General features: G+C 47.7%; 32 protein-coding genes. 30 read left to right on the top strand and 2 right to left on the bottom strand.

The annotated features are described in order from the left end of the window. Window positions 1-221 precede the first annotated feature (221 nt). The gene (gene mntR / locus GKZ89_RS03065) at window positions 222-650 is read left to right on the top strand and encodes a transcriptional regulator MntR (RefSeq protein WP_155110876.1); all 429 of its coding nucleotides are present in this window, start codon (window positions 222-224) and stop codon (window positions 648-650) included. Between the two features lie 328 nt (window positions 651-978). After that, a complete protein-coding gene (locus GKZ89_RS03060) occupies window positions 979-1,860 on the top strand; it encodes a patatin-like phospholipase family protein (RefSeq protein WP_162356401.1) in 882 nt (293 codons plus the stop codon). Here GKZ89_RS03060 and GKZ89_RS03055 read toward each other — a convergent pair. Both GKZ89_RS03055 and GKZ89_RS03050 read right to left on the bottom strand, forming a co-directional pair. After that, a complete protein-coding gene (locus GKZ89_RS03055; RefSeq protein WP_155110875.1) occupies window positions 1,857-2,231 on the bottom strand; it encodes an SA1362 family protein in 375 nt (124 codons plus the stop codon). The genes GKZ89_RS03060 and GKZ89_RS03055 overlap by 4 nt on opposite strands. A gap of 29 nt (window positions 2,232-2,260) precedes the next feature. Beyond that, entirely contained in the window at window positions 2,261-3,202 is a 942-nt protein-coding gene (locus tag GKZ89_RS03050) for a DUF1385 domain-containing protein (RefSeq protein ID WP_155110874.1), read from the bottom strand. 239 nt (window positions 3,203-3,441) lie between these two features. Here GKZ89_RS03050 and GKZ89_RS03045 point away from each other — a divergent pair, with 239 nt between their 5' ends. The 28 genes from GKZ89_RS03045 (at window position 3,442) to GKZ89_RS02910 (ending at window position 26,858) form a co-directional block, all read left to right on the top strand. Then, on the top strand, window positions 3,442-3,963 hold the full coding sequence (locus GKZ89_RS03045; protein ID WP_155110873.1) for a YqhR family membrane protein: 522 nt from the start codon (window positions 3,442-3,444) through the stop codon (window positions 3,961-3,963). A 52-nt stretch (window positions 3,964-4,015) separates the two neighbouring features. Continuing rightward, window positions 4,016-4,465: a type II 3-dehydroquinate dehydratase gene (gene aroQ / locus GKZ89_RS03040; RefSeq protein WP_155110872.1), complete on the top strand. Its 450-nt coding sequence runs from the start codon at window positions 4,016-4,018 to the stop codon at window positions 4,463-4,465. After that, window positions 4,458-5,516: a M24 family metallopeptidase gene (locus GKZ89_RS03035; protein ID WP_155110871.1), complete on the top strand. Its 1,059-nt coding sequence runs from the start codon at window positions 4,458-4,460 to the stop codon at window positions 5,514-5,516. The genes aroQ and GKZ89_RS03035 overlap by 8 nt, the downstream gene beginning before the upstream one ends. Before the next feature lie 124 nt (window positions 5,517-5,640). Beyond that, complete coding sequence (gene efp / locus GKZ89_RS03030) at window positions 5,641-6,198, top strand: elongation factor P (protein ID WP_155110870.1); 558 nt, start codon at window positions 5,641-5,643, stop codon at window positions 6,196-6,198. A gap of 140 nt (window positions 6,199-6,338) precedes the next feature. Next, window positions 6,339-6,620 carry a YqhV family protein gene (locus GKZ89_RS03025; RefSeq protein ID WP_430696592.1) on the top strand — a complete coding sequence of 94 codons (282 nt, stop codon included), beginning with the start codon at window positions 6,339-6,341 and terminating at the stop codon, window positions 6,618-6,620. 67 nt (window positions 6,621-6,687) lie between these two features. After that, complete coding sequence (gene spoIIIAA / locus GKZ89_RS03020; RefSeq protein ID WP_338324884.1) at window positions 6,688-7,608, top strand: stage III sporulation protein AA; 921 nt, start codon at window positions 6,688-6,690, stop codon at window positions 7,606-7,608. Further along, the gene (spoIIIAB, locus tag GKZ89_RS03015) at window positions 7,596-8,111 is read left to right on the top strand and encodes a stage III sporulation protein SpoIIIAB (protein ID WP_155110869.1); all 516 of its coding nucleotides are present in this window, start codon (window positions 7,596-7,598) and stop codon (window positions 8,109-8,111) included. Before spoIIIAA ends, spoIIIAB begins: the two co-directional genes overlap by 13 nt. A 20-nt stretch (window positions 8,112-8,131) precedes the next feature. Further along, on the top strand, window positions 8,132-8,338 hold the full coding sequence (gene spoIIIAC / locus GKZ89_RS03010) for a stage III sporulation protein AC (RefSeq protein ID WP_035404031.1): 207 nt from the start codon (window positions 8,132-8,134) through the stop codon (window positions 8,336-8,338). Between the two features lie 5 nt (window positions 8,339-8,343). Continuing rightward, the gene (gene spoIIIAD / locus GKZ89_RS03005) at window positions 8,344-8,736 is read left to right on the top strand and encodes a stage III sporulation protein AD (RefSeq protein WP_155110868.1); all 393 of its coding nucleotides are present in this window, start codon (window positions 8,344-8,346) and stop codon (window positions 8,734-8,736) included. A 17-nt stretch (window positions 8,737-8,753) separates the two neighbouring features. Further along, window positions 8,754-9,989 carry a stage III sporulation protein AE gene (gene spoIIIAE, locus GKZ89_RS03000; RefSeq protein WP_155110867.1) on the top strand — a complete coding sequence of 412 codons (1,236 nt, stop codon included), beginning with the start codon at window positions 8,754-8,756 and terminating at the stop codon, window positions 9,987-9,989. A gap of 10 nt (window positions 9,990-9,999) precedes the next feature. Next, window positions 10,000-10,653, top strand: coding sequence for a stage III sporulation protein AF (spoIIIAF, locus tag GKZ89_RS02995; RefSeq protein ID WP_155110866.1), 654 nt, complete (start codon window positions 10,000-10,002; stop codon window positions 10,651-10,653). Continuing rightward, window positions 10,650-11,309: a stage III sporulation protein AG gene (gene spoIIIAG, locus GKZ89_RS02990; protein WP_155110865.1), complete on the top strand. Its 660-nt coding sequence runs from the start codon at window positions 10,650-10,652 to the stop codon at window positions 11,307-11,309. The genes spoIIIAF and spoIIIAG overlap by 4 nt, the downstream gene beginning before the upstream one ends. A 4-nt stretch (window positions 11,310-11,313) precedes the next feature. Continuing rightward, window positions 11,314-11,913 (top strand): SpoIIIAH-like family protein, encoded by a 600-nt coding sequence (locus GKZ89_RS02985; RefSeq protein ID WP_155111103.1) that lies wholly within the window; start codon window positions 11,314-11,316, stop codon window positions 11,911-11,913. Between the two features lie 268 nt (window positions 11,914-12,181). After that, window positions 12,182-12,682, top strand: a complete 501-nt coding sequence (gene accB / locus GKZ89_RS02980) for an acetyl-CoA carboxylase biotin carboxyl carrier protein (protein ID WP_155110864.1) — start codon at window positions 12,182-12,184, stop codon at window positions 12,680-12,682. 13 nt (window positions 12,683-12,695) lie between these two features. After that, window positions 12,696-14,048, top strand: coding sequence for an acetyl-CoA carboxylase biotin carboxylase subunit (gene accC / locus GKZ89_RS02975; protein ID WP_155110863.1), 1,353 nt, complete (start codon window positions 12,696-12,698; stop codon window positions 14,046-14,048). Window positions 14,049-14,069: 21 nt separating this feature from the next. Continuing rightward, window positions 14,070-14,477 (top strand): Asp23/Gls24 family envelope stress response protein, encoded by a 408-nt coding sequence (locus GKZ89_RS02970; protein WP_155110862.1) that lies wholly within the window; start codon window positions 14,070-14,072, stop codon window positions 14,475-14,477. 347 nt (window positions 14,478-14,824) lie between these two features. Continuing rightward, window positions 14,825-15,220: a transcription antitermination factor NusB gene (gene nusB / locus GKZ89_RS02965; RefSeq protein WP_155110861.1), complete on the top strand. Its 396-nt coding sequence runs from the start codon at window positions 14,825-14,827 to the stop codon at window positions 15,218-15,220. Between the two features lie 20 nt (window positions 15,221-15,240). Next, on the top strand, window positions 15,241-16,110 hold the full coding sequence (folD, locus tag GKZ89_RS02960; protein ID WP_162356399.1) for a bifunctional methylenetetrahydrofolate dehydrogenase/methenyltetrahydrofolate cyclohydrolase FolD: 870 nt from the start codon (window positions 15,241-15,243) through the stop codon (window positions 16,108-16,110). 20 nt (window positions 16,111-16,130) lie between these two features. Next, window positions 16,131-17,483 carry an exodeoxyribonuclease VII large subunit gene (xseA, locus tag GKZ89_RS02955; protein WP_155110859.1) on the top strand — a complete coding sequence of 451 codons (1,353 nt, stop codon included), beginning with the start codon at window positions 16,131-16,133 and terminating at the stop codon, window positions 17,481-17,483. Then, window positions 17,473-17,718 (top strand): exodeoxyribonuclease VII small subunit, encoded by a 246-nt coding sequence (locus GKZ89_RS02950; protein ID WP_155110858.1) that lies wholly within the window; start codon window positions 17,473-17,475, stop codon window positions 17,716-17,718. Before xseA ends, GKZ89_RS02950 begins: the two co-directional genes overlap by 11 nt. A 1-nt stretch (window position 17,719) precedes the next feature. Further along, window positions 17,720-18,604, top strand: coding sequence for a polyprenyl synthetase family protein (locus GKZ89_RS02945; protein ID WP_430696585.1), 885 nt, complete (start codon window positions 17,720-17,722; stop codon window positions 18,602-18,604). Window positions 18,605-18,936: 332 nt separating this feature from the next. Next, window positions 18,937-20,829: a 1-deoxy-D-xylulose-5-phosphate synthase gene (dxs, locus tag GKZ89_RS02940; protein ID WP_155110857.1), complete on the top strand. Its 1,893-nt coding sequence runs from the start codon at window positions 18,937-18,939 to the stop codon at window positions 20,827-20,829. Window positions 20,830-20,832: 3 nt separating this feature from the next. After that, window positions 20,833-21,675 carry a TlyA family RNA methyltransferase gene (locus GKZ89_RS02935; protein WP_155110856.1) on the top strand — a complete coding sequence of 281 codons (843 nt, stop codon included), beginning with the start codon at window positions 20,833-20,835 and terminating at the stop codon, window positions 21,673-21,675. A 121-nt stretch (window positions 21,676-21,796) separates the two neighbouring features. After that, window positions 21,797-22,246: a transcriptional regulator AhrC/ArgR gene (ahrC, locus tag GKZ89_RS02930; RefSeq protein WP_155110855.1), complete on the top strand. Its 450-nt coding sequence runs from the start codon at window positions 21,797-21,799 to the stop codon at window positions 22,244-22,246. A gap of 33 nt (window positions 22,247-22,279) precedes the next feature. Next, the gene (gene recN, locus GKZ89_RS02925; RefSeq protein ID WP_155110854.1) at window positions 22,280-24,001 is read left to right on the top strand and encodes a DNA repair protein RecN; all 1,722 of its coding nucleotides are present in this window, start codon (window positions 22,280-22,282) and stop codon (window positions 23,999-24,001) included. Between the two features lie 468 nt (window positions 24,002-24,469). After that, entirely contained in the window at window positions 24,470-25,762 is a 1,293-nt protein-coding gene (gene spoIVB / locus GKZ89_RS02920; protein WP_162356397.1) for a SpoIVB peptidase, read from the top strand. A 275-nt stretch (window positions 25,763-26,037) separates the two neighbouring features. Further along, a complete protein-coding gene (locus tag GKZ89_RS02915) occupies window positions 26,038-26,622 on the top strand; it encodes a hypothetical protein (protein ID WP_155110852.1) in 585 nt (194 codons plus the stop codon). Further along, complete coding sequence (locus GKZ89_RS02910; RefSeq protein WP_155110851.1) at window positions 26,619-26,858, top strand: hypothetical protein; 240 nt, start codon at window positions 26,619-26,621, stop codon at window positions 26,856-26,858. Before GKZ89_RS02915 ends, GKZ89_RS02910 begins: the two co-directional genes overlap by 4 nt. Window positions 26,859-26,874: the final 16 nt, after the last annotated feature.

Here is a 26,874-nt window from a genome sequence, read left to right as displayed (position 1 = left end):
TATTTCAATATGAAGCATAAAGTAATCAGCCTGCGGACATTGCAGGATGCAGGTCAGAAGGGGGGGCCTGCGTTCAGCATGGCTGGAAGCTTATGCCGGGATCTACTACCATTCACCTAAAAACCCTGGCATGACGGGAAGTAACCTTGTCACAGCCTTCAATAAAGTGTAAACTAGTTTATTGAAAGAATGAACGGTACGCAATGGAGGGACTTATAGATATGCCAACACCCAGCATGGAGGATTACATCGAACAAATTTATAACCTGATCGAAGAAAAAGGATACGCCAGAGTTTCAGATATTGCAGAAGCATTGGGTGTCCACCCCTCCTCAGTAACAAAAATGGTCCAGAAGCTGGATAAAGATGAATATCTTGTTTATGAAAAATACAGAGGTCTTATCCTGACACCGAAAGGAAAAAAAATCGGCAAGCGGCTCGTCTACCGCCATGAGCTTCTCGAACAGTTCATGAGAATCATTGGCGTGGAGGAAGACATCATCTACAATGATGTAGAAGGAATTGAGCATCATCTCAGCTGGAACGCCATCGACCGGATCGGCGATCTTGTCCAGTACTTTGAAGAAGACAGCAAACGGTCTGAAGAATTAAAAACCGTACAGAAGCGCAACGAAACCGATCCAGTATAAGCCATGCAACCGCCGGGGATTCCATTTGAGGAAGAACCGGCTTATTTTATTTTAGATCGTTTGTGTGGACGGGGAGTTCCGGCATCTGGTTCGGCACGTAACCTCGCTGTTTTGGCACGTAAAAAGAGTTTGGCACGTAACCACTATATTCCGGCACGAAACTGCCGAAGACCGGCACGTAAACCACCCGGTTCGGCACATAACGCCGCGGTTTTAGCACATAAAATGAAATATACTGAAAAACCCGGCTTAAATGGTAAACACGGCAGTTTCAAAAGGGGACAGCGTTCAATAGGATAAACCATAGATCATATAGAGGGGGAGATCTGTGTATATTGACGGGGTTTTTTCAGGCGGGGGGATCAAGGGGCTTGCGATGGCGGGGGCGTGCCAGGCGATTGAAAAAAGGGGCCTTCGTTTTGCCCGGCTTGCGGGGACGAGTGCCGGTTCGATTGTTGCGGCTTTTATTGCAGCGGGGTATACGGGTGATGAGATCGTTGATTTGCTGGAAGAGTTGGATTTGAAGGATCTGATGGATGAGCGGATTTCGTTTTTTCCGCTGCGGTTCCTTAAATGGATATCGATTTATTGGAGTCTTGGACTTTACAAGGGGCAGAAGCTCGAAAACTGGATTGCAGCGAAGCTTAAAGCGAAGGGGATTACGACGTTTGGAGATCTTCCTCCAGGAACCCTTAAGATCATCGCGTCTGATTTAACGAATGGAAAAATCCTTGTTCTCCCGGATGATCTTCCATCTTACGGGATTGTTCCGGAGCATTTTTCTATAGCCAGGGCAGTTCGGATGAGCAGCAGTCTTCCGTACTTTTTTGAGCCGGTCAAGCTTACTTCCAATAAGGGAAACTGCATAATCGTGGACGGCGGGGTGCTGAGCAATTTCCCTATTTGGGTGTATGGTTCAGAGCCTTTTCCCGTGCGGCCTGTGCTGGGGATCAAATTGACTCCGAATGAGCAGGAGAGACCGACAAACCGGATAACGAATGCGATTGAACTGTATGGGGCATTGTTCGAGACGATGAAGGATGCACATGATGCCCGGCACATTGCGAGTAAATATGAAAAAAACATTGTTTTTCTGCCGGTAGATCATATCCTCACGACGGAGTTTGATCTGACGGAAGAAAAAAAGCTAGCTCTCATTGAGCTAGGCAGAAGGACGACGGAACAGTTTCTCCGTCAGTGGGCCTATTAATATAGGGCCCTGTTTTTCTTTTTTCCCTTTTTCCCTTCGATTACGGTCAGGTGACTTGAACTTTTTTTCTTGAAAGGCTTCGTTTTGGCATACTTTTTGATGGGTGTAACCGTTTTGGAAGGCGAGCGGGGCTGGGGCTTTTCCTGCGCGGCCCGTTTCGTTTGTTTAACCGCTTTGGAATAAGAGCTGTAATCAGACCCCATCCGTTTTTTCATAAAATAACGGAACACCAGAAAGATAATGGCAATGGTAATGGCGATGACTGCTGCCTGCTGGAGCAGGGCAGCGGGATTCGTAATCATGGCCGTGACCAGATACAAGCCTGCTAAGGCCACCATAGCAATAAAAAACCAATTTGATCCGCGTTTCATGAAACCGCCTCCCTGTTATTTTAAAGCCGTCAAACGATCTGCTCTTCTGTATCCCGGGTTTCTTTTTGCATCCTGAGCAGTTCCTGAAAGCTCTCAATGGCAACCTCTGCCTGCCTGTCATCCGGTTCCTTTGTAGTCAGCAGCTGCAGCCACAGCCCCGGTATGCCAAGCATTTTAAGGACCGGTACATTTCTCAGGGCGTTTGTAAGCTGAAGAACCTCAAAGCTGATGCCGAGAACTGCCGGTATGAGAGCGATCCGGTTCAGAACCCGTGCCCAAAGCGGATCGGTCGGAACCGCCATGTAGACGAACACGCCTACGATGACCGTGAATAGAATAAAGCTGCTTCCGCACCGGTAATGAAGCCTAGACTGCTTCTGCACATTTTCTACAGTAAGAGGCAGCCCGTTTTCATAGCAGTTGATGACCTTGTGTTCGGCTCCGTGATATTGAAATACTCGTTTGATGAGTGGAGTTAATGAGATAAAGTAAATGTAGGCCAGAAGAAGGATCAGTTTAAAAGCTCCTTCAACGAGAACCTGTGCGAGATCCGTTTTGAAAATAAACCGGGTCGATTCAGCCAGGAAGACCGGAATAAGTGTGAAGATGAATTTGCCGAACAGGAAAGAAAGCACGCCTGCTGCAGCAACTCCAAGCACCATGGTCAGCCGTGATTCTTTTTTCTCGGAAGCGGCCTTTTCATCATCCTTTGGATCTGTTTCGTAACGGTCCGCGGAGAAGTTCAAGTGCTTTGTGCCGTTGGCGCTTGCTTCGAGAATCGCTACAATGCCTCTAAGAAAGGGAATCTTTTTGATCTTGGATAGTACCGGATTTGCTTTGCGGGGAAGATGGAAAAATTCAATGGACTGGTCCGTTCGCCGGACTGCCGTCACGTAATGATTCCTGCCCCCGAACATAACGCCTTCAACCACTGCCTGCCCGCCGTAAGCAGGCTTTTTCTCTGTAGACATTGCACACCAACCTGTTCTGTTCATGGTCACTTTTGACAGATAAGCCATCGAAAAGTGTTATGATTCTATTTTACCTAAAAAATAGGCAAACTGGTAGGCTGTTCTTTCAAGTTTGGCATATTATTATCGAATCCTCTTTATAAAGACAGTATACCCATCCATTTTTTTCTTACACATCATTTATCCTTTGTCATTGCCTGTTGGAATAACGGGCATACTGTGGACGAGGTGAGTGAATCATGGAAAATCAAACCACGGGAAAAGGACAGGATCTTGCGCCCGCTTCCATTCTGGGAAGAGTCGCACTTTGCGGGTTTGCCGGGGGTCTCTTCTGGTCGGCCATGGGTTTTATTGCTTTTTATTTTAAGTTAACGGAAATCAGCCCGAATATGATCCTGCAGCCGGTGTCTGCCGGAGGCTGGAAGGATGGAATGTGGGGCAGTGCGGCCAGCTTGCTTATCATCAGCTTCCTGTCCATTGGAGCAGCGTTTGTGTATTATGCTTTGTTAAAGAAATTCCACTCCATCTGGGCGGGGATCCTTTACGGTATCGGACTTTGGGCTGCGGTTTTCTTTCTGGCAGTTCCTCTGTTCCCTGTATTGAAAAGTGCTGCGGAACTGAGTTCTGACACCACTGTAACCGTTCTTTGCCTGTACATTCTTTATGGAACATTTATCGGATATTCTATATCGTATGATTACCAGGAAATTATGAAAGAAGTAAAATCGAAAAATTCCAAATCATTAGAGGAAAACAGCTGATTATGGTAAAATAAACAAGCATTTAGCCATGAATCGGACGGGAGAGAGCAAAATGAAGCAATACCTGGTCCTGAACGGACCTAATTTGAACCGGCTCGGCAAACGTGAACCGGATATATATGGAAGCAAAACACTGACCGACCTGGAAAGAGAACTGCTGCAGTTCGGGGAGGAGGCGGAAATCGGTGTCTCCTGTTTTCAGTCCAATCATGAAGGAGACCTGATTGACGCTCTACATGAGGCGGAAGAGCAGTATGCAGGGATTGTGCTGAACCCGGGTGCCTTTACCCATTACAGCTATGCGATCCGCGATGCTGTTGCAGGAATTTCCATCCCGGTTATGGAAGTACATATATCAAATGTCTATGCAAGAGAGGAATTCCGCCATCATTCCGTTATTGCACCGGTTGCGGCCGGACAGATTTCCGGAGCGGGATTTTTCGGGTACAGGCTCGCTTTGCTTGCATTGGTAAATCAGACAGGGGGAAGCAAACATGCTTGAAAAATTAAGAAATTCTTTCAGTGAAACAGGAATTCAGGCGATGCTTATTACAAGCGAATACAACCGCCGCTACATAACCGGCTTTACAGGATCCGCAGGCGTTGCGCTCGTTTCAGATACAAAAGCCATCTTTATAACAGATTTCCGCTACACCGAACAGGCTGCTAAGCAGGCGGGAGGCTTTGAAATCGTTCAGCACTCTGGTCCGATTATGAAAGAAGCTGCAGAACAGGTCAAGAAACTCGGCATAACGAAGCTTGGGTTTGAGCAGGATCATCTGACATTCAGCCAGCACAGGCAATATGCAGAGGCGATGGCAGGTACGGAGCTTATTCCGGTATCGGGCGCTGTTGAAAAATTGCGCTTGATTAAGTCTCCGGCAGAGATTAAGATATTAAAGGAAGCGGCAGGGATTGCTGATGCCGCCTATGCCCACATTCTTCATTTTGTCCGTCCGGGCCTGAAGGAGATTGATGTGGCGAACGAGCTGGAGTTCTTTATGCGCAAAAACGGCGCTGCCTCCTCTTCCTTCGATATTATTGTAGCTTCAGGATACCGCTCTGCTCTGCCGCATGGTACAGCAAGCGAAAAAGTGATTGAGAGCGGGGATTTTATTACCCTTGATTTCGGAGCGTATTACAAAGGATATTGCTCAGATATTACGAGAACGTTCGCGGCAGGAGAGCCCTCCGATAAAATGAAAGAGATTTACTCCATTGTCCTTGAAGCGCAGCTTCGTGCCATGAATGGAATCAAAGCAGGCATGACCGGCAGGGAAGCCGATGCACTGACCCGCGATTTGATAACGGAAAAAGGATATGGAGATCATTTTGGACATTCCACAGGACATGGCCTCGGACTTGAAGTGCATGAAGGTCCTGCGCTGTCCCACCGTTCGGATACAGTTCTTGAGCCTGGGATGGTCGTGACAGTGGAACCGGGCATTTACCTCGCAGGCATCGGCGGAGTGAGGATCGAGGATGATACGGTGGTCACAGAAGACGGCAATGAATCGCTGACTTCTTCTCCGAAGGAACTGATTATCCTGTAAGAAATACGGGAAACCAGTAAAGACAGACCGAAATCCGGCTTGGTTGAAAAAAGCGCAACCGCTTTTTACATAAGCTATCCGGGAAAGAAACCGGAGGCAAACGATTTTTAGGAGGAACACATTCATGATTTCAGTAAACGATTTTAGAACAGGATTAACGATAGAGGTGGACAATAGCATCTGGCGTGTTATTGATTTCCAGCACGTAAAACCGGGAAAAGGAGCGGCTTTTGTCCGCTCGAAGCTGCGTAACCTGCGAACAGGTGCGATCCAGGAGAAAACCTTTCGTGCAGGTGAAAAAGTTGCTAAAGCACAGATTGACACGAAAAGAATGCAGTACCTGTACGCGAATGGCGATATGCACGTATTCATGGATAACGAATCGTATGAGCAAATCGAACTTCCGGGAGGATCCATCGAATATGAGCTGAAATTCCTGAAAGAAAATATGGAAGTTCAGATTATGATGTATCAGACTGAAACGCTCGGCGTTGAGCTGCCGAACACAGTTGAGCTTAAAGTGACGGAAACAGAGCCGGGAATCAAGGGAGATACAGCTTCAGGAGGCACAAAGCCGGCTACTCTTGAAACAGGCCTTACAGTTAACGTTCCTTTCTTTATTAATGAAGGGGATGTTCTCATCATCAACACAAGTGAATCTGCTTATATTTCAAGAGCTTAAGCAGATTAATGGCAGAAGTCTCTCCCTAGGGAGAGGCTTCTTTTTTGTTCCATCAGAAAGTCTCCAGATTCCTTCTTTTCTATTTTCCAGACAAGCTGCATACGTTTTACAAGTGGGATCCAGAAAAGGGAGGAATAAAATTGAAGAATTGGTGGAACGGGCTCGATCAGACGGTGCTTGCTATGGCAGGACTCCGCTTTTTGTCTGCGAGCATTGAGCTGACGGCAGCCATATGCATGCTGCTGATGAACGATGTGAAAAAAGCGATTGCCATAAATTCAGTGCTCGCGATTGTCGGACCGGCTATTTTTATCGGAACAATGACCATCGGTATTTTTCAGATCGCCGGGGAAATCTCTTACGGGAAAATGGTTTTTATCGCTTTGGGTGTGGTTTTCATTCTTGTCGGGATCTACAAATAGTGAATGGTCTAAAGTGTCCAAGCCTGCATACATTTTTAGAGAAAGCAGGAACAAGGGGGCACTGTCAGTGGAAGAAATTATGAGAATCCTGCCAGAGAAAATCCGGTCACACTTGCAGAAGCTGGACCTCTGTCAGCAGGAGCAGCTGGAAGAAATCCGGATCCGCCTGTTTCGGCCGGTGGAGGTCATTTTCAGCGGCCATCACCTGTTTTTGCCTTATGCTGCTTCCCCCGAAGATGGACAAGTGCTCATGAATGAAATCAGCGGTTTTTCCATCTACGCCTTGGAAGAGGAACTTCGGCGCGGATATGTAACGATTTCCGGCGGTCACAGAGTAGGTCTCGCTGGAAAAGTCATCACAGCTGGAGGAAAGGTTAAAATGATCCGGGATGTGACCTCCTTTAATATACGGGTTGCCAGGCAGAAAATCGGGGCTGCCGATCAGCTGATCCCTTTTTTGTATACGGACCGCTGGCTGAACACACTGGTGGCAGGGCCGCCTCAGTCAGGCAAAACGACCATGCTGCGCGACATGGCAAGGATCATCAGCAGCGGCTCAGAAAATCAGGGCAGCTTGAAAGTTGGGATTGTGGACGAAAGATCTGAAATCGCAGGCTCTGTTAACGGAGTTCCGCAGCACACGTTCGGACACCGGCTGGATGTACTTGATTCCTGTCCGAAGGCGGAAGGGATGATGATGATGATTCGTTCGCTGAGCCCTGATGTAATGGTGGCGGATGAAATCGGTTCTGCCGAAGACTGTCGGGCGATTATGGAGGCGATCCATGCGGGGGTACGGATCATGGTTTCCGTCCATGGCTTCAGTGCTGCAGATGCAGCCAGGCGTCCAGCGCTCGCACCTCTTTTCCGTTCACATGTTTTTGAGCGGATCATTGAACTGGACAGGGAGAGAGGTAAGCGGGTATTCCGCATTTTGGACGGGTCATTTAAACCGGTTGCCGAGGAGGGATTGCTTTGGTCAAGCTGATTGGCGCTGCCATGATTTTACTTGCATCCACGTGGATCGGTTTTGAGATTGCCGGCAGGTTTGGCAGCAGGACAAGGCTGCTCAGAGAAATGAAGGTCGCCCTTCAATCACTTGAGGCTGAGATCGTCTTCAGCCAGAAACCGCTGAAATCAGCAGCAGACGACCTGTCAAATCAGCTCGGTAAACCGCTGTCCCTCTTTTTTTCCCGGTTTTCAACGATTTTGACAAGCGGCGGCGGGGATACGAAGGCAGCTTGGTCTGAGAGTCTGGAGCAGCTCGCTGCAGCCAGTACGCTTAAAAAGGGAGAACTTGAAGTGATGAGGCAATTTGGCGAAACGCTCGGACGCCATGATCTCATCTCCCAGCAAAAGCATATCAAGCTTGCGATGGTTCATCTGGAAAGGGAAGAAGCAGAGGCTCAGGATAACCAGAGCCGCTACGAGAAAATGATTAAAAGTCTTGGATTTCTCAGCGGTCTGCTGCTTGTGATCGTACTGCTGTAAAGCGGGGAAGGAGCTTACGAATGGGCGTTGATATTAACATCATCTTTCAAATTGCAGGGATTGGAATTGTTGTCGCGTTTCTTCATACCATTCTTGATCAGATGGGGAAAAAAGAATACGCGCAATGGGTCACGCTGCTTGGCTTCATTTACATCCTGTTCATGGTTGCTTCGATAGTAGACGATCTGTTTAAAAAGATTAAAGCTGTTTTTCTGTTTCAAGGGTAAGAGCGATGCAGATTATCCAGATTGTCGGACTCGGTCTTGTTGCCACCTTTCTTGCCCTCGTTGTTAAGGAGCAGAAGCCAACGTTTGCTTTTCTGCTAGTTGTATTCACAGGCTGTGTGATTTTCCTCTATCTGGTCGATCAAGTGTATGAGATCATCCGGATGATTGAAAAGATTGCACTGAATGCACAGGTTAACCTGATCTATGTGGAAACGATTATGAAAATTATCGGCATTGCCTATATCGCAGAATTTGGCGCACAGCTTACAAAGGATGCCGGTCAGGGAGCGATTGCTTCCAAAATCGAGCTGGGAGGAAAAATCCTGATTCTGACCATGGCGATTCCGATCTTGACTGTGATTATTGAAACAGTCATCGGAATGATTCCGGAATTTTAATGGAAAGGGGGGAGCGCATGAGAAGGCTCGCGGCCCTGGTTCTCGTTTTCCTTATTTTTTTTCCGCAAAGTGTACAAGCCCAGGAAGGACCGGAGGGAAGTGAAGCCCCTGTGGAGGAGAAGGCGGATCTTGCCGGCAGTCCGGATCAGGAGACTCCTGTTTCACAGGAAGAGCTTCTCTCCACCCAGGCGGACAAGCTTGACCTGGAGAGAGTCAAATCCTTTTGGGACGAGCTTCTCGTTCAATATGGCGGATTTTTGCCCGAGAGCCAGAAAGGAACACTGTATGATTTTATTACCGGCCAAAAGCATTTCAGTCTGACGGATTGGATGCTGGCCCTGTTAAAGTATTTATTTCATGAAATCCTCGCGAACGGAAAGCTTTTAGGCACGCTGATCCTGCTGACCATCTTCAGCATGCTGCTCCAGCTCCTTCAAAACGCCTTCCAGCAGAGTACGGTCAGTAAAGTAGCTTATGCCCTTGTTTATATGGTTCTGATGATACTCGCTTTAAACAGCTTTCACATAGCGATTCAATATACAAATGAAGCCATCCAGTCCATGACAGGTTTTATCATGGCCCTTCTTCCGCTGCTGCTCGCCCTGATGGCTTCTTCAGGGGGACTTGTCTCCGCCGCTTTTTTCCATCCTGTGATCCTTTTCCTCATGAATACGAGCGGAGTTCTGATTCAGCACATCGTCCTGCCTCTTTTGTTCCTGTCCGCACTTCTCAGCATTGTCAGTACGCTGACCGACCAATACAAGGTTACTCAGCTCGCCCAGCTGTTAAGGCAGGCGGGGATCGGCCTGCTTGGGACCTTTCTGACCATCTTCCTCGGAGTGATTTCCGTACAGGGGGCGACAGCAGCGGTATCTGACGGGATCACTTTACGGACGGCGAAGTTTTTAACAGGGAACTTTATTCCCGTTCTCGGGCGGATGTTTACGGATGCAACTGACACGGTGATCAGCGCGTCTGTTTTACTCAAAAATACGGTGGGGATAGCGGGTGTTGCGATTTTGCTTGCCATTGCTGCATTTCCGGCGCTGAAGGTGCTCTCCCTTGCCTTTATTTATAAATTTGCCGCCGCCATCCTCCAGCCCGTGGGCGGCGGCATCGTTATAAAATGTCTGGATATCATCAGCAAAAGTGTGATTTATATATTTGCCGCCCTGGCGATTGTCTCATTTATGTTTTTTTTAAGCCTTACGGTGATTATTGCTGCAGGCAATTTGACTCTGATGGTCCGTTAGGAGGGAAACCATGTCATTTCTCACTGGATGGATAGCCAATATCCTGCTGTTTATCCTTTTAGCGATCGTGATTGATATGCTCCTGCCGAATTCCTCTATGCAAAAGTACGCCAAAATGGTGATCGGACTTATTCTGATCGTTATTATTCTGAATCCGGTCTTTCAGCTGTTTTCCGTGGACATCAATCAGCTGGTCCGGCAGTTTCAGCTTTCCTCAGGCTCCGGGGATGATGAAACAAAAAAAATGATCGAATCTCAGAAAAAAGAAATACAAGCTTCTCAGCGTGCATATATTTTAGAACAAATGGCTGTCCAAATGAAAAAGGATGCCGGGGAGGAACTCCTGAACCGGTATCAGCTTGAAATCCGGGATCTGGATGTTCAAATTCCGGACGAGCGGCAAACCATTAAAACCAGCAATGATATCCAGTCGGTACAAGTCGTGCTGACTCCGGCATATCCGGAAGAAGAGAAGGGGGAAGAAGCGATTGAAGCGATCGAGCCGATCCGAATCGATGCAGCGCAGGAAACCCCTTCCGCCGGGAACGGGGATACAGCGGATATCCGCGAGCGGGGACTGGCCATGCTGCTTGCTCAGAAATGGGATCTCGATCAGGCTCAAATCCTGATCACAGTGGAAGGAGGGGAGGATTCCGGATCATGACAGAAAAAAACACTCTATTGAACAAAGTGAAGAAGCTCTTTGGGCAGCATAGCGGACAGTCAAAGCTTAACCCTAAAACGCTGCTGCTTCTGCTCGCTGCAGGTATCGCTTTTATGCTGCTGAGCAACCTGGCAGGACCGGGAACGGAAGAAGGGACAGTGCCGGCAGTAACCGCTTCAGACGCTGTGAAACCGGAGGGGGCAGAAGTTTTCAAGCCTTCAGCGGAAAACGAAAAAGATGTGATCGCAGCATATGAGCAGGAGTATGAGAGCCAGCTGAAAGAAGCGCTGGAGGTGATCAGCGGAATTGATGATGTTTCTGTTGTGGTGAACGTGGATGCAACCTCCATGAAAATCCTGGAGAAAAACCGGAATAGCCAAAGCCAGACAACGAATGAAACAGACCGGGACGGCGGGGAACGGAAAGTGGACGATGTGACGAACGATGAGCAGGTTGTCATCATTAAACAAGGCGATAAGGAAACACCGATCGTCCTTCAATATACGAAGCCGGCAATCAGGGGTGTTCTCGTTGTAGCCAAAGGGGCGGACAACGTTCAAATAAAGAAAATAATCGTGGACTCTGTAACAAGAGTGCTTGGAGTTGAAAGCTTTAAAGTTGCAGTAGCTCCGAAAAAAATAAAGGAGGCTTCATAAAATGATGCTGAAAAAACAAACTGTCTGGCTGCTTACCATGCTGAGCTTGGTAGTCGTACTTTCCGTCTATTACATTACTTCGCCTGAGGGCGGAACAGGGAATGAGATGGCGGCAGATCAAAAACAGGAAGAAAAGGCAAAGGAAACAGCTAAAGTGAGTGACGGGACAGAGGAAGAGGCGGCCAAAAAAGAGGGCAAGGAAGCGAAATCAGCCTCCGGTGAAGACGGAACTGTGGTCAACACGGTTGAAAGTGATGAACTGTTCACCTCACTCAGGATGGAACTTGAAGATCAGCGGAGCGAAATGAAAAGCCAGCTTCAGGGAATTGTAGCAAGCCAGGAAGCTTCTGCGGAAGAAAAAAGCAAAGCGTATGAGCAGATGAAAGAGCTTGCAGATACAGCAGGAAAGGAAGCAATTCTTGAAACGCTGATCAAATCGGAAGACTATGATGATGCCCTTGTCCGGGTGGAAGATAATAAAGTATTGATTACGGTTAAAGCGAAAGAGCACAGTGCGGCAAATGCCAATGATATCATCATGCTGGTCAGGAGTGAAATTGCCGGCATGGAAGATGTAGCCGTATCGTTTGAACCAGCTAAATAGCAGTCTCTAAGCCTGCAAGAGCCAATTGGCTCCTGCAGGTTTTTTTTCGCCGGTTCCGGCTTGTATGCGTTTCCAAAGACTCCGGTTTTGTCTATAATAGGAGTTACGTAGCAAGAAGAGGAATCATCCAAAAGTTGCATGGCGTAATATAATGAGTTGAATTAAGCTTGCATAGTATCGTAATATATATCTGAGACTTAGCATTAGTACTAGATGATAATACAGTACATTGATGATCAAGCAACTATTAAATAAGGGGTGCCGCTATATGTTGAAAATCCAGGAGATTCGGGAACTGATTAAGCTGATTGACCAATCTTCAATTGATGAATTTACATACGAAAACGAAGGAGCAAAGCTTTTATTGAAAAAATCTGCGCCTGAAGCAGTTATCAGCCACAGTGTACAGGCTGCTGCTGAAGCACCTTCCCATGCGGCTGCCCAGGCTCCGCAGGCTCCAAGTGCGCCTCAGCAGGACCAGGCTAAGCATGAAGAAGTGCAGCAAAGTGAAACAAAGCAGGACGAAAACCTGGTTAAGATCACTTCACCAATGGTTGGAACATTCTACGCGGCTTCATCACCTGAAACAGGAAACTATGTGGAAATCGGATCGAAAGTAAAGAACGATTCAGTAGTCTGCATTGTGGAAGCGATGAAGCTGTTTAATGAAATCGAAGCAGAGACTAAAGGAGAAATCGTGGAAATTCTGGCGGAAAACGGTCAGCTTGTGGAATACGGCCAGCCTCTGTTCCTCGTAAAGCCTGAATAAGGAGCGAACTGTTATGATCAAGAAATTACTCATTGCGAACCGGGGAGAAATTGCTGTTCGAATCATTCGGGCATGCAAAGAGCTTGAAATTGAAACTGTTGCTGTATTTTCTGAAGCTGACAGGGAAGCCCTGCACGTTCAACTGGCGGATGAAGCCTATTGCATCGGACCGACATCTTCTAAAGACAGCTACTTGAATTTCACCAATATCATCAGTGTTGCGAATTTAACAGGTACGGATGCTATCCACCCTGGGTATGGCTTCCTCGCTGAGAATGCCGATTTTGCTGAGCTGTGCAGAGAATGCAGCATTACGTTTGTCGGGCCGAGCCCGGAGGCAATCAGCAAAATGGGAACAAAGGACGTTGCACGGGAAACGATGCGCGAGGCGAACGTTCCAATCGTACCTGGTTCAAAAGGAATCATAAATAATATCGAAGAAGCGGTTTCTTTAGCAGAGGAAATCGGGTATCCGGTAATTATAAAGGCAACTGCAGGCGGCGGCGGAAAAGGGATCAGGGTCGCAAGAACCGAACAGGATCTTGAAAAAGGAATCCGCATCACCCAGCAGGAAGCAGAAACTGCCTTCGGCAATCCCGGTGTTTATATTGAGAAGTACATAGAGGATTTCCGCCACGTGGAGATTCAGGTAATGGCCGATTCTCACGGCAATACCATTCATCTTGGAGAGCGGGACTGCACCATTCAAAGAAGGCTGCAAAAACTCGTGGAAGAATCACCTTCACCTGCTCTTGACCCGGATATCCGGGAGAAAATGGGGATGGCCGCGGTCCGGGCAGCTGAAGCAGTCGGCTATACGGGTGCCGGAACGGTCGAATTCATTTTCGATTATAACGAGAAGAAGTTTTACTTTATGGAAATGAACACAAGGATTCAAGTGGAGCATCCGGTTACGGAAATGGTAACCGGGACCGACCTCATCAAGGAACAGATCAAGGTTGCTTCAGGGGAAACGCTAAGCCTGAAACAGGAGGAAGTTGAATTTAAAGGCTGGTCGATCGAATGCCGGATCAACGCAGAAAATCCCGCCAAGAATTTCATGCCTTCTGCCGGGAAAATTGAGATGTATCTGCCGCCGGGCGGCCTTGGCGTCCGGGTCGATTCTGCTGCCTACCCGGGCTATACGATTCCACCCTATTATGACTCCATGATAGCGAAACTGATCACATATGGGGATACGAGGGAAGAAGCCATCGCCCGGATGAAAAGAGCCTTGAATGAATTTGTGATCGAAGGGGTTTCCACGACCATCCCGTTCCATCTGAAGCTGATGGATCACGAAACCTTTAAAAGCGGAAGCTTCAACACAAAGTTCTTGGAGCTGCATCCTGTAATGGAATCCTAAAATTCTTGGAGGTGCTGGTATATGAAGGAAAACCGATTGCTTGAAATGAACCAGGAAGACAGTACACTTGGAAAAGTTGAAATCGCACCGGAAGTAATCGAAGTAATCGCCGGTATTGCCGCTTCAGAAGTTGACGGAGTAGGGAATATGAGAGGGAACTTCGCTTCCGGAGTGGCTGAGCGCCTGGGCAAGAAAAACCATGGCAAAGGGGTCAAAGTGGACTTGTCTGAAGATGGAATTTCCATTGACATCTACTGCACGATGGCATTCGGAGTGTCCATTCCGAGTGTGGCGCAGTCCATCCAGGATAATATCCGCCAGGCTCTTTTAACGATGACAGCCCTCGATATTACTGAAATCAACGTTCATGTTGTCGGGATTTTATTTGACATCAAATCGCCTGAAGTGGAAATCGATCAGGAAATGTAAGCAGTAAAGGGGCATCACAATCGATTCCCCCATAGAGCTGCCGCAGGAAACCCGGGAAAGCTGCCTGAGCTTTCCCGGGTTTTGTTGTTTTCAAGGCGTAAGCTGGGTCTCTGACCCGGTGCCCCCGGATTGGGGTCAGATTTAACAAGAGGGTGTATAATGGTGCTTGCTTGAAGGCAGCCTTAAGGCCAATTACGAATGTTAATGAATATTCTTTCTTTTTTATTCGGATATTGAAAGCGGCGGAGTATTTTCAGAGTGATTAAGGAACAAAATTATGTTATGATTTGGCTAGACATGGACATGGATACAATGAAACTAAAAGGAAATTAAAGGAGTAAGAGAGAATGAACAGAAGAGCAGCCAGGGAAAAAGCATTGCAGGCCCTATTTCAAATTGATGTCAGCCAGATTGAAACAGAGGATGCGCTGCAGCATGCTTTTGATGAAGAAGAAGTGGATTCGTTTGCAAGAGGGCTGGTAACAGGTACAATCAATCATCTGGAAGAAATCGACGAACTGATCAAGCCTCACTTAGTAAAATGGAAGCTTGAGCGGCTGGCAAATGTAGACCGGGGAATCCTGCGCCTTGCTTCATATGAGATGAAGTACGAAAAAGAGATTCCGGTTTCTGTTTCGATTGATGAAGCGATTGAGCTTGCAAAGGCTTTCGGGGACGACCATTCGAGCCGTTTTGTAAATGGGGTACTTTCTAACATCAAGAAAGACATCGAAACCATTTAAACTGTTTGGAGGAATGCATTGTGACGGCAGAAATCATAAGCGGTACTGAGATTGCGAAGCAGACAAGGGCAAGGCTTGCAGAAGAAGTAAAAGAACTGAAAGAAAAAGGGGTTCATCCGGGACTTGTCATTATTCTTGTCGGGGACAGCCCTGCTTCCCTCTCCTACATAAAAGGCAAACAAAAAGCGTCGGAAGAAATCGGTGTCCATTTTAAGCTGGAACGTTTTCCGGAATCCATGACAGAGGAAGAACTGCTGAAAGTCATCGGCTCCTACAACGAAAATCCGGTTTTTCATGGAATTCTTGTTCAGCTGCCTTTACCTGCGCAGATCAGCGAGACAGCTGTCATCGAGAAGATCTCCCCGGAGAAGGATGTAGACGGATTCCATCCGGTGAACCTGGGCAGAATGCTGACAGGCCAAAAAGCTTTCCTGTCTTGTACGCCTGCAGGCATATTGGAAATGCTTCGTATCAAAGGAATCGATCCCTCAGGCAAGCATGCAGTTGTTGTCGGACGCAGCAACATCGTGGGCAAACCGGCAGGACAGCTTCTGCTAAGGGAGAACGCCACAGTCACGTATTGCCATTCTAAGACCGGGAACCTATCTGAAATCACAAAACAGGCAGACATTCTCATTGCTGCAGCGGGGAAAGAGAACCTGATTACCGGGAAGGATATTAAACCCGGAGCGGTTGTAATCGATGTAGGCATGAACCGGAACAGCCAAGGAAAACTGTGCGGGGATGTTGCTTTTGATGAAGCGATGGAGGTTGCTTCTTTCCTGACGCCTGTGCCGGGCGGGGTAGGGCCTATGACGATCACCATGCTTGCGCAGAACACAGTGGAGGCAGCAAGGAATACCCTGCTAGAGACGGGCTCCCAAAGCTAAGGAAAGGAGGAGCGCGGGTTTTGAGTGAAATTAAACATGTTACGGTCACAGCACTGACAAAGTACATAAAACGGAAGTTTGACGTGGATCCCCATCTTACTGACATCTGGGTAAAAGGTGAGCTGTCCAATGTCAAACTGCATTCAAGAGGCCACCTTTATTTTACTCTGAAAGATGAGCAGTCCAGAATTCTTGGAGTCATGTTTGCCTCCCAGAATAAAGGGATGAAGTTCCGCCCGGAGAACGGGATGAAGGTTCTTTTAAGAGGCGAAATCAGTGTATATGAACAAAGCGGCCAGTATCAGATTTATGCAAAGGAAATGCAGCCTGATGGAATTGGCAGCCTTTACCTTGCCTATGAGGAGCTGAAGAAAAACCTTCAGAAGGAAGGCCTTTTTGACGACCGTCATAAAAAACCGGTTCCGGCTTTTCCGCAGACCATCGGGGTGGTGACGTCCCCGACAGGTGCTGCAGTGCGGGATATCCTCATTACGATAAAGCGCAGATATCCACTGGCAAAAGTCATTATTTTCCCGGCCTTGGTTCAGGGGATGAATGCCGGCCAATCTGTTGCGTCATCCATTAAAAAGGCGAACAGCCACGGGTCCATAGACACACTGATTGTTGGAAGAGGCGGCGGTTCAATCGAGGAGCTCTGGGCTTTTAATGAAGAGGCAGTCGCGAGGGCTATTTTTGATTCAGATATACCAGTCATATCGGCTGTCGGCCATGAAACAGACTATACGATTGCAGACTTTGCAGCGGATCTCAGAGCGCCTACACCGACCGGGGCCGCGGAGCTTGCCGTTCCGCACTTTGCGGATTTGCTTGAAAAAACAGCTGAGCGGAAGGGCCGTATTTTACGCTCCATGCAGGAAAAGCTGACAAAAGATAAAGAACGGCTTAAAGGGTATGAACGTTCATATGCTTTCCGTTATCCGAAACAGCTTTATGAACAGAAGGAGCAAATGCTTGATCAGCTTCTTGAAAGTCTGCGGAAGGAAATGAAACGGACCCTTGAAGCAAAGAAAGAACATTTCCAAACGAAAGCAAGGCGGCTTGAACGGGTGCATCCTCGTGCGCAGGCAAAGGCAGCCGTTCAGAGGTACGAACAGGTCCAAAAAAGCCTTAAACGGGAGATGGGACAGGTTCTGTCAGTTAAACAACGAGAATTTTCCCATTCCCTTGAAAAGCTGAACGCCTTGAATCCCCTGAAAATCATGGAGCGGGGATACAGCCTCGTGTACAAAGAAGAGGAGCTTGTAAAAACGATCGGCGACGCAGCTCCAGGAGACGAACTGAGGGTCCGGCTGCAGGACGGTGCCCTTATTTGCGAAGTCAGAGAGAAGGTGGAGATGGATCATGAGCAGTAAGAAGACCGCGGAGAATGAATTGACATTTGAAGAGGCAATGGGAAAGCTTGACGAGATTGTCGGAAAGCTTGAACAGGGAGATGTTCCTCTTGAACAGGCCATCGGGTTTTTCCAGGAAGGCATGAAGCTCTCCAAGCTTTGCCATGATAAGCTGCAGAGAGTAGAAAAGCAAATGGACTACATCCTGGGTGAAAACGGAGAGCTTGAGCCATTTACCGTTCAGGAGGAAGAATAAGTTGACCGAAACATTCCAGGATTTTATGAACTCAAGAAAAAAACAGGTCGAAGCAGAGCTGCCCCGCTGCATCGAAAACCTTCATGCTCCTGAAGCGCTGAAGGAATCCATGCTCTACTCACTCAATGCGGGAGGAAAGCGGCTCAGGCCGATTCTCGTGCTGGCTTGCCTGAAGGCATTCGGGAAGGACGAAGCATTAGGTCTGCCGGCTGCTTGTGCAGTAGAAATGATTCATACGTATTCGCTGATCCATGATGACCTTCCATGCATGGATGATGATGATTTGCGCAGAGGAAAACCGACCAACCACAAAGTGTTCGGTGAAGCCATGGCGGTCCTTGCCGGTGACGGTCTGCTGACCCACAGCTTCCAGGCCATTCTGTCCCAGAATTCCATTACAGCTGAGCAAAAGCTCCTCCTGATCGAAGAGTTGGTGAATGCATCCGGAGCTGAAGGAATGGCTGGCGGACAGGCTGCTGACATGGAGGGGGAAGGGAAGGATTTGACCCTTTCTGAACTGGAATACATCCATATACATAAGACCGGAAAGCTATTAACATACAGCCTGGTGGCCGGTGCGATTTTAGCGGAAGCCAGTGAAGATGCAATTGACAGCATGAGGGAGTTCGGGCAGCATATCGGTCTGGCGTTCCAGATCAGAGATGATATTTTAGACATAGAAGGCAACCAGGAAAAAATCGGAAAGCCTGTAGGTTCTGATACGGCCAACGGAAAAACAACCTATCCGTCGCTTCTGACTGCAGAAGGGGCAAAGGATAAGCTTGTTTCGCATATTGAAGCGGCTAAAGCAAAGCTTCAGGAGATGCAGCTGAGCCACTCCTTCCTGTATGACCTGACCGACCTGATTGCGCTTAGAGAATCCTGAAGAATAGGAAAAAGAGCCTGAATTAATTTTTTGTGCTATAATATCCTAAATAAAAAAGGTTGTTTAGGGATATACAATGCTCTTTAACAGCCGTTAACACTTTTGTGCTAGCGGTTTTTCTTTATTCGGCGGATCAGCTGCAGTGTAATGACCGGCTGCAGGCGTCCTTCTGAAGAAGTACCGGCATTTTATTGAAATAGTACGGGACCCTGTTATAATGAGTCAGGCTCCTTAAACATTTTCATTCCGGTAAAAGTAGTTTAACATGGAGAATATAGGATAAAGGGTAAAATACACACTAATTCAGAAACTACCGAAAGTGAGTGATCCATATGGATCTTGAAACAATTAAAAATCCACGGTTCCTTAAAAAGCTTTCAAACAAAGAACTTGAGCAGCTCAGTGCGGATATACGGAAGTTCCTCATCGAAAAACTGGCAGCGACCGGCGGGCATATCGGTCCAAACCTCGGGGTTGTGGAGTTAACGGTTGCCCTTCACAAAGTTTTTGACAGCCCTAAGGATAAGTTCTTATGGGATGTCGGGCACCAATCTTACGTTCACAAGATTCTTACAGGCCGTGCGGGGGAATTTGACACACTCAGAAAATACAAGGGATTGTGCGGTTTTCCGAAAAGAAGTGAAAGTGAGCATGATGTGTGGGAGACCGGACACAGCTCAACCTCTCTATCCGGTGCGATGGGGATGGTGATCGCCAGGGATCTGAAAAAAACCGATGAGACCATCATCCCGATCATCGGAGACGGAGCCCTTACAGGCGGAATGGCGCTTGAGGCTCTCAATCATATCGGCCATGAACAAAAAGATATGATCGTGATCTTAAATGATAATGAGATGTCCATCGCACCGAACGTCGGAGCCCTTCATTCCGTCCTTGGGCGGCTGCGTACTGCAGGCAAATACCAATGGGTGAAAGACGAACTGGAGATGCTTCTCAAGAAAATTCCTGCAGTAGGAGGCGCACTGGCCTCAACAGCAGAACGGGTCAAAGACAGCCTGAAATATCTGCTTGTATCCGGCGTCTTTTTCGAAGAGCTTGGGTTTACCTATCTTGGACCGATCGATGGGCACAGCTATGAAGACCTTCTTGAGAATCTCCGCTATGCGAAGAAGACGAAAGGTCCGGTTCTCATGCACGTCATCACGAAAAAAGGAAAAGGCTATTCTCCGGCTGAAGACGATAAATTAGGCAACTGGCACGGGACTCCGGCTTATAAGATTGATACAGGTGATTTTGTGAAGCCGGTCATTTCAGCCCCTTCATGGAGCGGACTTGTCAGTGAAACGGTCCGCAAAATCGCAAGAGAGGACAGTAGGGTCGTCGCTGTAACACCGGCGATGCCTGTCGGCTCCAAATTGCTCGGTTTTGCAGAAGAATTTCCTGACAGAATGTTTGATGTGGGAATCGCCGAACAGCATGCCACTACAATGGCAGCAGGGCTCGCGGCTCAGAATATGAAGCCGTTCCTCGCCATCTATTCAACCTTCCTTCAAAGAGCATACGACCAGGTCGTCCATGATGTATGCCGCCAAAACCTGAATGTTTTCTTCGGGATCGACCGTGCAGGTCTGGTAGGGGCTGACGGAGAAACACACCAGGGCGTATTTGATATCGCCTTCATGAGGCACCTTCCGAACATGGTGATGATGATGCCGAAGGATGAGAATGAAGGACAGCACATGGTCAATACGGCACTGAAGTATGATGGCGGACCGATTGCCATGCGGTATCCGCGCGGAAACGGTCTTGGAGTTGAGATGGATGAGGAATTGAAGCAGATCCCGATCGGCTCATGGGAAGTGCTGAAGGAAGGCAGCGACGCAGCTATCCTGACCTTCGGAACGACGATCGGCATGGCCATGGAAGCGGCAGCACTCCTTGAAAAACAGAACATTTCTGTTAAGGTGGTAAATGCCCGCTTTATCAAGCCGATGGATGAGAGCATGCTTGAAGAACTATTCATGAAGAATATCCCGATCCTGACCATCGAAGAAGCTGTCCTGCAGGGAGGCTTTGGAAGTGCAGTGATGGAATTTGCGCACGACCGCAGATACCACCACAGTGTGATTGAAAGAATGGGAATACCTGATACCTTCATCGAGCATGGCAGTGTGACAAAGCTTCTTGAAGAAATCGGCATGACGGTTGAACAAACCGTTGCCGCTATTAAACGAATGACACCAATAAAAGAAAAAAGGGCATAATAAATGAGCAAAAAAGAAAGATTGGACGTACTCCTCGTTGAAAAAGGGTTAGTGGAGACGAGGGAAAAAGCGAAGCGGGCTGTAATGGCCGGCCTCGTCTATGCAAATGAAATGAGACTGGATAAGCCCGGCGAGAAGGTAGACCGTGATCTCCCGCTTGTCCTGAAAGGCAATGTCCTCCCCTATGTAAGCAGGGGAGGACTTAAGCTGGAAAAAGCGCTGAAGGAATTCGATGTGTCAGCTGAAGGCAAAATCATGATTGATATCGGCTCCTCTACAGGCGGATTTACCGACTGCGCCCTGCAGAACGGCGCGTTGAAATCATATGCTGTGGATGTAGGCTACAACCAGCTTGCATGGAAGCTCAGACAGGATCCAAGAGTTGTGGTAATGGAACGAACGAACTTCCGGTATGCAGAGCCTGCGGACTTTAATGAAGGACTGCCGGAGCTTGCGACCATCGATGTTTCCTTTATTTCACTGAAACTGATCCTTCCGGCGCTGAAAAAAATTCTCGTGCCCGGCGGTGATTGCCTGGCCCTTGTCAAGCCGCAATTTGAAGCGGGGAGAGACCAGGTAGGCAAAAAAGGCATTGTGCGCGATCCGAAAGTCCATGAAACCGTATTGGAGGAAATGATCGGGTTTGCATTAAAAGAAGGCTTTGACTGCAAAGATCTATCCTTCTCTCCGATCACGGGCGGTGACGGCAACATTGAATTTCTTCTTCATCTCCAGTGGACAGGAAGCGAAGAGGCAGGCCGCCTGCTTCTCCCGATTCAGCCAGCGGAAGCAGTCAAGACTGCCCATGCAGCGCTGAAATCCAAAGTCCGCACCGAAACGGAATGAAACCTTTGCGGTTCATTCCGTTTTTTACATAGCAGGCTACAAAAAAATGTACTTTTGAAAGGCTTTCCTATAACATGGAGGGTATAAACATGATGGGTATTAAGACAGTAAGGGGTGCCGCATGAACAAAGGGCAAAGACATATTAAAATCAGGGAAATCATTACACAGGATGAAATCGAAACGCAGGATGATCTGGTCGATCAGCTCAAAAACGCCGGCTATAACGTGACGCAGGCTACAGTCTCCCGGGACATAAAAGAGCTTCACCTTGTAAAGGTCCCGATGATTGACGGCCGCTACAAATACAGCCTTCCGGCGGATCAGCGCTTTAATCCGCTCGCGAAATTAAAGCGTGCACTGATTGATGCTTTCGTTAAGGTGGATTCTGCAGGACATATGATTGTAATGAAAACACTTCCCGGAAACGCCAATGCGATTGGGGCACTGATTGATAATCTGGACTGGGACGACATCCTGGGAACCATCTGCGGAGACGACACGATTTTGATCATCTGCAGATCTCCTGAAGTGACCGAGGAGATTACAAACCGCTTTCTTGAAATGCTCTGACTACAGAACTGATAAGCTGAGGTGAATTCTGTCTTGCTAGCGGAATTATCCATTAAAAACTTTGCGATTATAGAAGCGATTACAGTATCTTTTGAAAAAGGCCTGACCGTCTTGACCGGTGAAACCGGTGCCGGTAAATCAATCATCATTGATGCCATCCACCTTTTGGCGGGCGGCCGGGGTTCCTCTGAATTTGTACGCTATGGGGAATCAAAGGCGGAGCTTGAAGGACTTTTTCTTTTGGAAAACAACCGGCACCCCTGTCTTGAGCGGTGCGAAGAGTTCGGTATTGACGCGAGCGACGGGATGGTTGTTTTGCGGAGGGATATTTCCTCGAATGGAAAAAGCATCTGCCGCGTTAACGGCAAGCTTGTGACGATTGCTGTTCTGCGGGAAGTGGGAAGAATGCTGATCGACATTCATGGCCAGCATGACAATCAGGAGCTTATGGATGAAGAACATCATCAGTTTCTGCTCGATCAGTACGGCGCTTCTAAAACAGTACCTGCCCTTGAGGCATACCGTGAGCTGTATGGGAAGTACTCTGCCCTCCGGAAGAAGATCCGCCAGCTTTCAGACAATGAACAGGAGATCGCCCACAGGCTCGATCTTATTCAGTTTCAGCTTAATGAAATTGAAGAGGCCGGACTTGAGCCTGATGAAGATCTAAAGCTTCAGGAGGAACGAAAGGAAATCTCTAATTTCGAAAAAATATTTGAAGCGCTGCAGAATGCCTACAACGCTTTGAACGGGGAACAGAGAGGACTTGACTGGACAGGCCATGCGATGAGCAGCCTCGAGGATGTAGCCTCCATAAACGAGACCCTGAAGACGATGTCAGAGAATGCCTCGAACAGCTTTTATATTCTGGAGGACCTGTCCTTTCAGCTCAGATCCCAGCTGGATGAACTCGAGTACGATCCGGAACGGCTGAACTTCATTGAAGGCAGGCTGAACGAAATCAGCCATCTGAAAAGGAAATATGGCAGTACCGTCGAAGAGATCCTCACGTATTCAGCAAAAATTGAAGAAGAGATCGAGACCCTTACGAATAGGGAAAGCCATGTTCATAATATGAAGTCAGAACTGGCATCCCTGTTTAAAGACATGAAAATTGAAGCTGAAAACGTGACAGCAGTGAGAAAACAGGCTGCCAAAAAGCTTTCCTCTGATATTCACCGCGAGCTGAAAGAATTGTATATGGACAAGTCCTCGTTCGATGTTGTTTTCGGGAGAAGACAAGGATCAAAAGACGATCCGGAACTTGATGGAGAAAAAGTAAAATTCACATCCGACGGCGCGGACCTGATTGAATTTTACATCTCGACCAACCCTGGAGAGCCTTTAAAGCCTCTATCCAGAACAGCGTCGGGCGGAGAGCTGTCCCGTATTATGCTCGCTTTAAAAAGCATCTTCTCAAGGCATCAGGGAGTTACCTCCATCATTTTTGATGAGGTGGATACGGGTGTGAGCGGAAGAGTCGCACAGTCCATTGCAGAAAAGATCTACCGCGTTTCAGTGGGATCGCAGGTTCTTTGCATCACACATCTCCCGCAGGTGGCTGCCATGGCGGATACCCATCTTTTTATTTCGAAGGACACGAAAAAAGGCAGGACGAAAACAAGCGTCAAACCCTTATCCGACGATGAAAAGATTAGGGAGATCGGCCGTATGATTGCAGGTGTTGAAGTAACCGATCTGACAAAGGAGCATGCGAAAGAACTCCTTTCCCTTGCGAGCTCATCCAAAAAATAACCCGATAAAACAACTGTAAACAGGAAGACACTCGCCAGGTGTTTTCCTGTTTTTTTGTTTTGGGCCAGAGAGTTATCGCTCCTCTTTAGCGGAACATCCGTCAGCTCATCAAGAGAGGGAGAAAAGAGCTTCTTTTTAAAAGGCTTTGTTAAAGGATAGTGTTAATTTTCACACCTGTTGATTGGAGCGAAAGGCGAGAGACTCCTGCGGGAGCAGCGGGACAGGTGAGACCCCGCAGTCGCGCAGCGGCGAGGAGGCTCACCGCCCGCCCCGCGGAAAGCGAACGCCTGCAGCGGAAATCAACAACCAAGTTTAACAGAGCTTTTTAAAAAAATATAATTCCCATCTATTCCTCATTTTAATCAACTTTTTCTCTTTCCGCGGGTTATAAACAAGCTCTCTAAAGGCAAAAGTAATGAATGTAGCCATTTCCCATTGGTGTGGGGAAGGAGCGAGGAGAGTGATGAAGTGGCATCGGAAAGAATAAGAAAAATAATTGGCAGTATTCTCCTTGTATCTTTATTAGCTATAGGTTTTCTCAAACCTGTAAAAGAATACATTCAGCTTCCTAAAAACGTGACGATTTTTCAATCCCAGACAGCTAACCTTGCTTCATCTATTCCTGTACAGGCATATGAAGCGGATTCACATAAAGAAGCGCTCGCCATTAAACAGACCGATTTTGATGTGGAAGTCTCAGGAAAACGAGCGGGTGAAACGGAGCTTGTTTTTGAATGGGGCGGAATTCCGGTCAAAAAGACAGAAGTGAACGTGCTTCCTGATTTAAAAGTGATTCCTGGAGGACAGTCCATCGGCGTGAAGCTGAATACACTCGGTGTACTCGTAGTCGGTCATCATCAAGTAAATACAGCAGAAGGCAAGCAGTCACCCGGCGAAAATGCAGGAGTTCAAGTCGGTGACATCATTACAGAAATAAACGGCAAGAAAATTGAAGAAATGAGCGATGTTACACCGTTTATCGAAGCATCAGGAAAGACGGGCAAGCCGCTTAGTCTCGTCCTTTTTAGAGACAATAAATCCCGCAAAACAAAGCTCTACCCTCTGAAGGATGCAGATGACAGGGCGTACCGGATCGGACTTTATATCCGTGATTCTGCAGCAGGCATCGGTACGATGACCTTTATCGAGCCGCAATCCAAAAAATACGGAGCCCTCGGGCACGTTATATCGGATATGGATACGAAAAAACCGATTGTCGTTCATGACGGCGAAGTGATGAGATCAACGGTCACATCGATTGAAAAAGGAAACAACGGAAACCCCGGTGAAAAAATTGCCCGGTTCTCAAGGGACAGGGTAATCGTTGGAGATATCACGAGAAACAGCCCGTTTGGCATCTTCGGACGCCTGAACCAGAACATGCCCAACGGAATTGCCGATAAGCCCCTGCCTGTCGCTTTATCCCATGAAGTCAAAGAAGGACCGGCTAAAATCCTTACCGTTGTGGAAGATGACAAAGTAGAGGAATTCGATGTAAAAGTGGTCAGCACCATCCCGCAGAAATTCCCCGCTACGAAAGGCTTAGTCATTAAAGTCACGGATCCCCGGCTTCTGGAGAAAACAGGAGGGATCGTGCAGGGCATGAGTGGCAGTCCGATTATCCAGAACGGGAAAGTCATCGGAGCCGTTACACACGTTTTCGTTAATGATCCAACATCAGGCTATGGAGTGCACATTGAATGGATGCTGAATGAAGCAGGAATCAACCTATACGAAGCAAAGAAACAGACCGCAAGCTGATTAGAGTGCCGGGAAGCTTATCCAAGCTTTCCGGTTTTTTATTTTGGATTCATGCAAATCTTACGTGCCGGCTGCCGTAATATAGCCGATGAACTAAATTTGTCCATGCTGGCTCTTAGATTAGCCGATGGATTTATTTTGGCCGTTGGCGGGACTAATTTGGCCATGAGTCCCTGTAATTTGTCCGCTGCAGCGAATAATTTGTCCGTGTTGGCCCTTAATTTAGCCTTATTTTAGCCGTTGCCCGGGCTAATTTGTCCGTGAGGCCCTGTAATTTGGCCGGTGCAGCGATTAATTTGTCCACGCTGGCCCTTAATTTAGCTGATGGACTTATATTGGCCGTTGCCCGGGCTAATTTGTCCGTAAGGCCCTGTAATTTGGCCGGTGCAGCGATTAATTTGTCCATGCTGGCCCATAATTTAGCCGAAGGACTTATTTTGTCCGTTGCCGGGACTAATTTGTCCGTAAGGCCCTGTAATTTGGCCGGTGAAGCGAATAATTTGTCCGTGTTGGCCTTTAATTTAGCCGATGGACTTATTTTAGCCGTTGCCGGGACTAATTTGTCCGTGAGGCCCTGTAATTTGGCCGGTGCAGCGAATAATTTGTCCGTGTTGGCCCTTAATTTAGCCGATGGACTTATTTTAGCCGTTGCCGGGACTAATTTGTCCGTGAGGCCCTGTAATTTGGCCGGTGCAGCGAATAATTTGTCCGTGCTGGCTCTTAATTTAGCCGTTGCCTGGTCTAATTTCACCAACATGCCCTGGAATTCAGTCACTGCAGCGATCACAGTGTTTCCAATTAAAAGGATATGGGAAAGGAACGAATGCAGCCCAAAAAGTGGAAAAGGAGTGGGGACATGAACAATGTGGCTGATGTCATAGCGGCAGGATTATTGATCCCGCTGATTGTTCTGACTGTGATGGATGGCGGCATTTATTTGATCCTGTTGTTGAGTGTATTATCGGTTTATGCCGTTATTCAGACGTTTCGCACGTACAAAAAGACCGGCAGTGTAGTTCGCACTGTCGTATCCGGCTTTGCAGCTGTCATTTTCAGTGCGGGTGCTTATTTGATGTACAGTCATCTGTTTTTTTAGTGAACGGGACCCTGCC

Origin of the sequence: Metabacillus mangrovi (genome assembly GCF_009711125.1) — a bacterium.
GTDB classification, from domain to species: Bacteria; Bacillota; Bacilli; order Bacillales; family Bacillaceae; genus Metabacillus_B; species Metabacillus_B mangrovi.
Note: the sequence above shows the minus strand (reverse complement) of the source record. Positions and strands in the feature narration are given on the sequence as shown.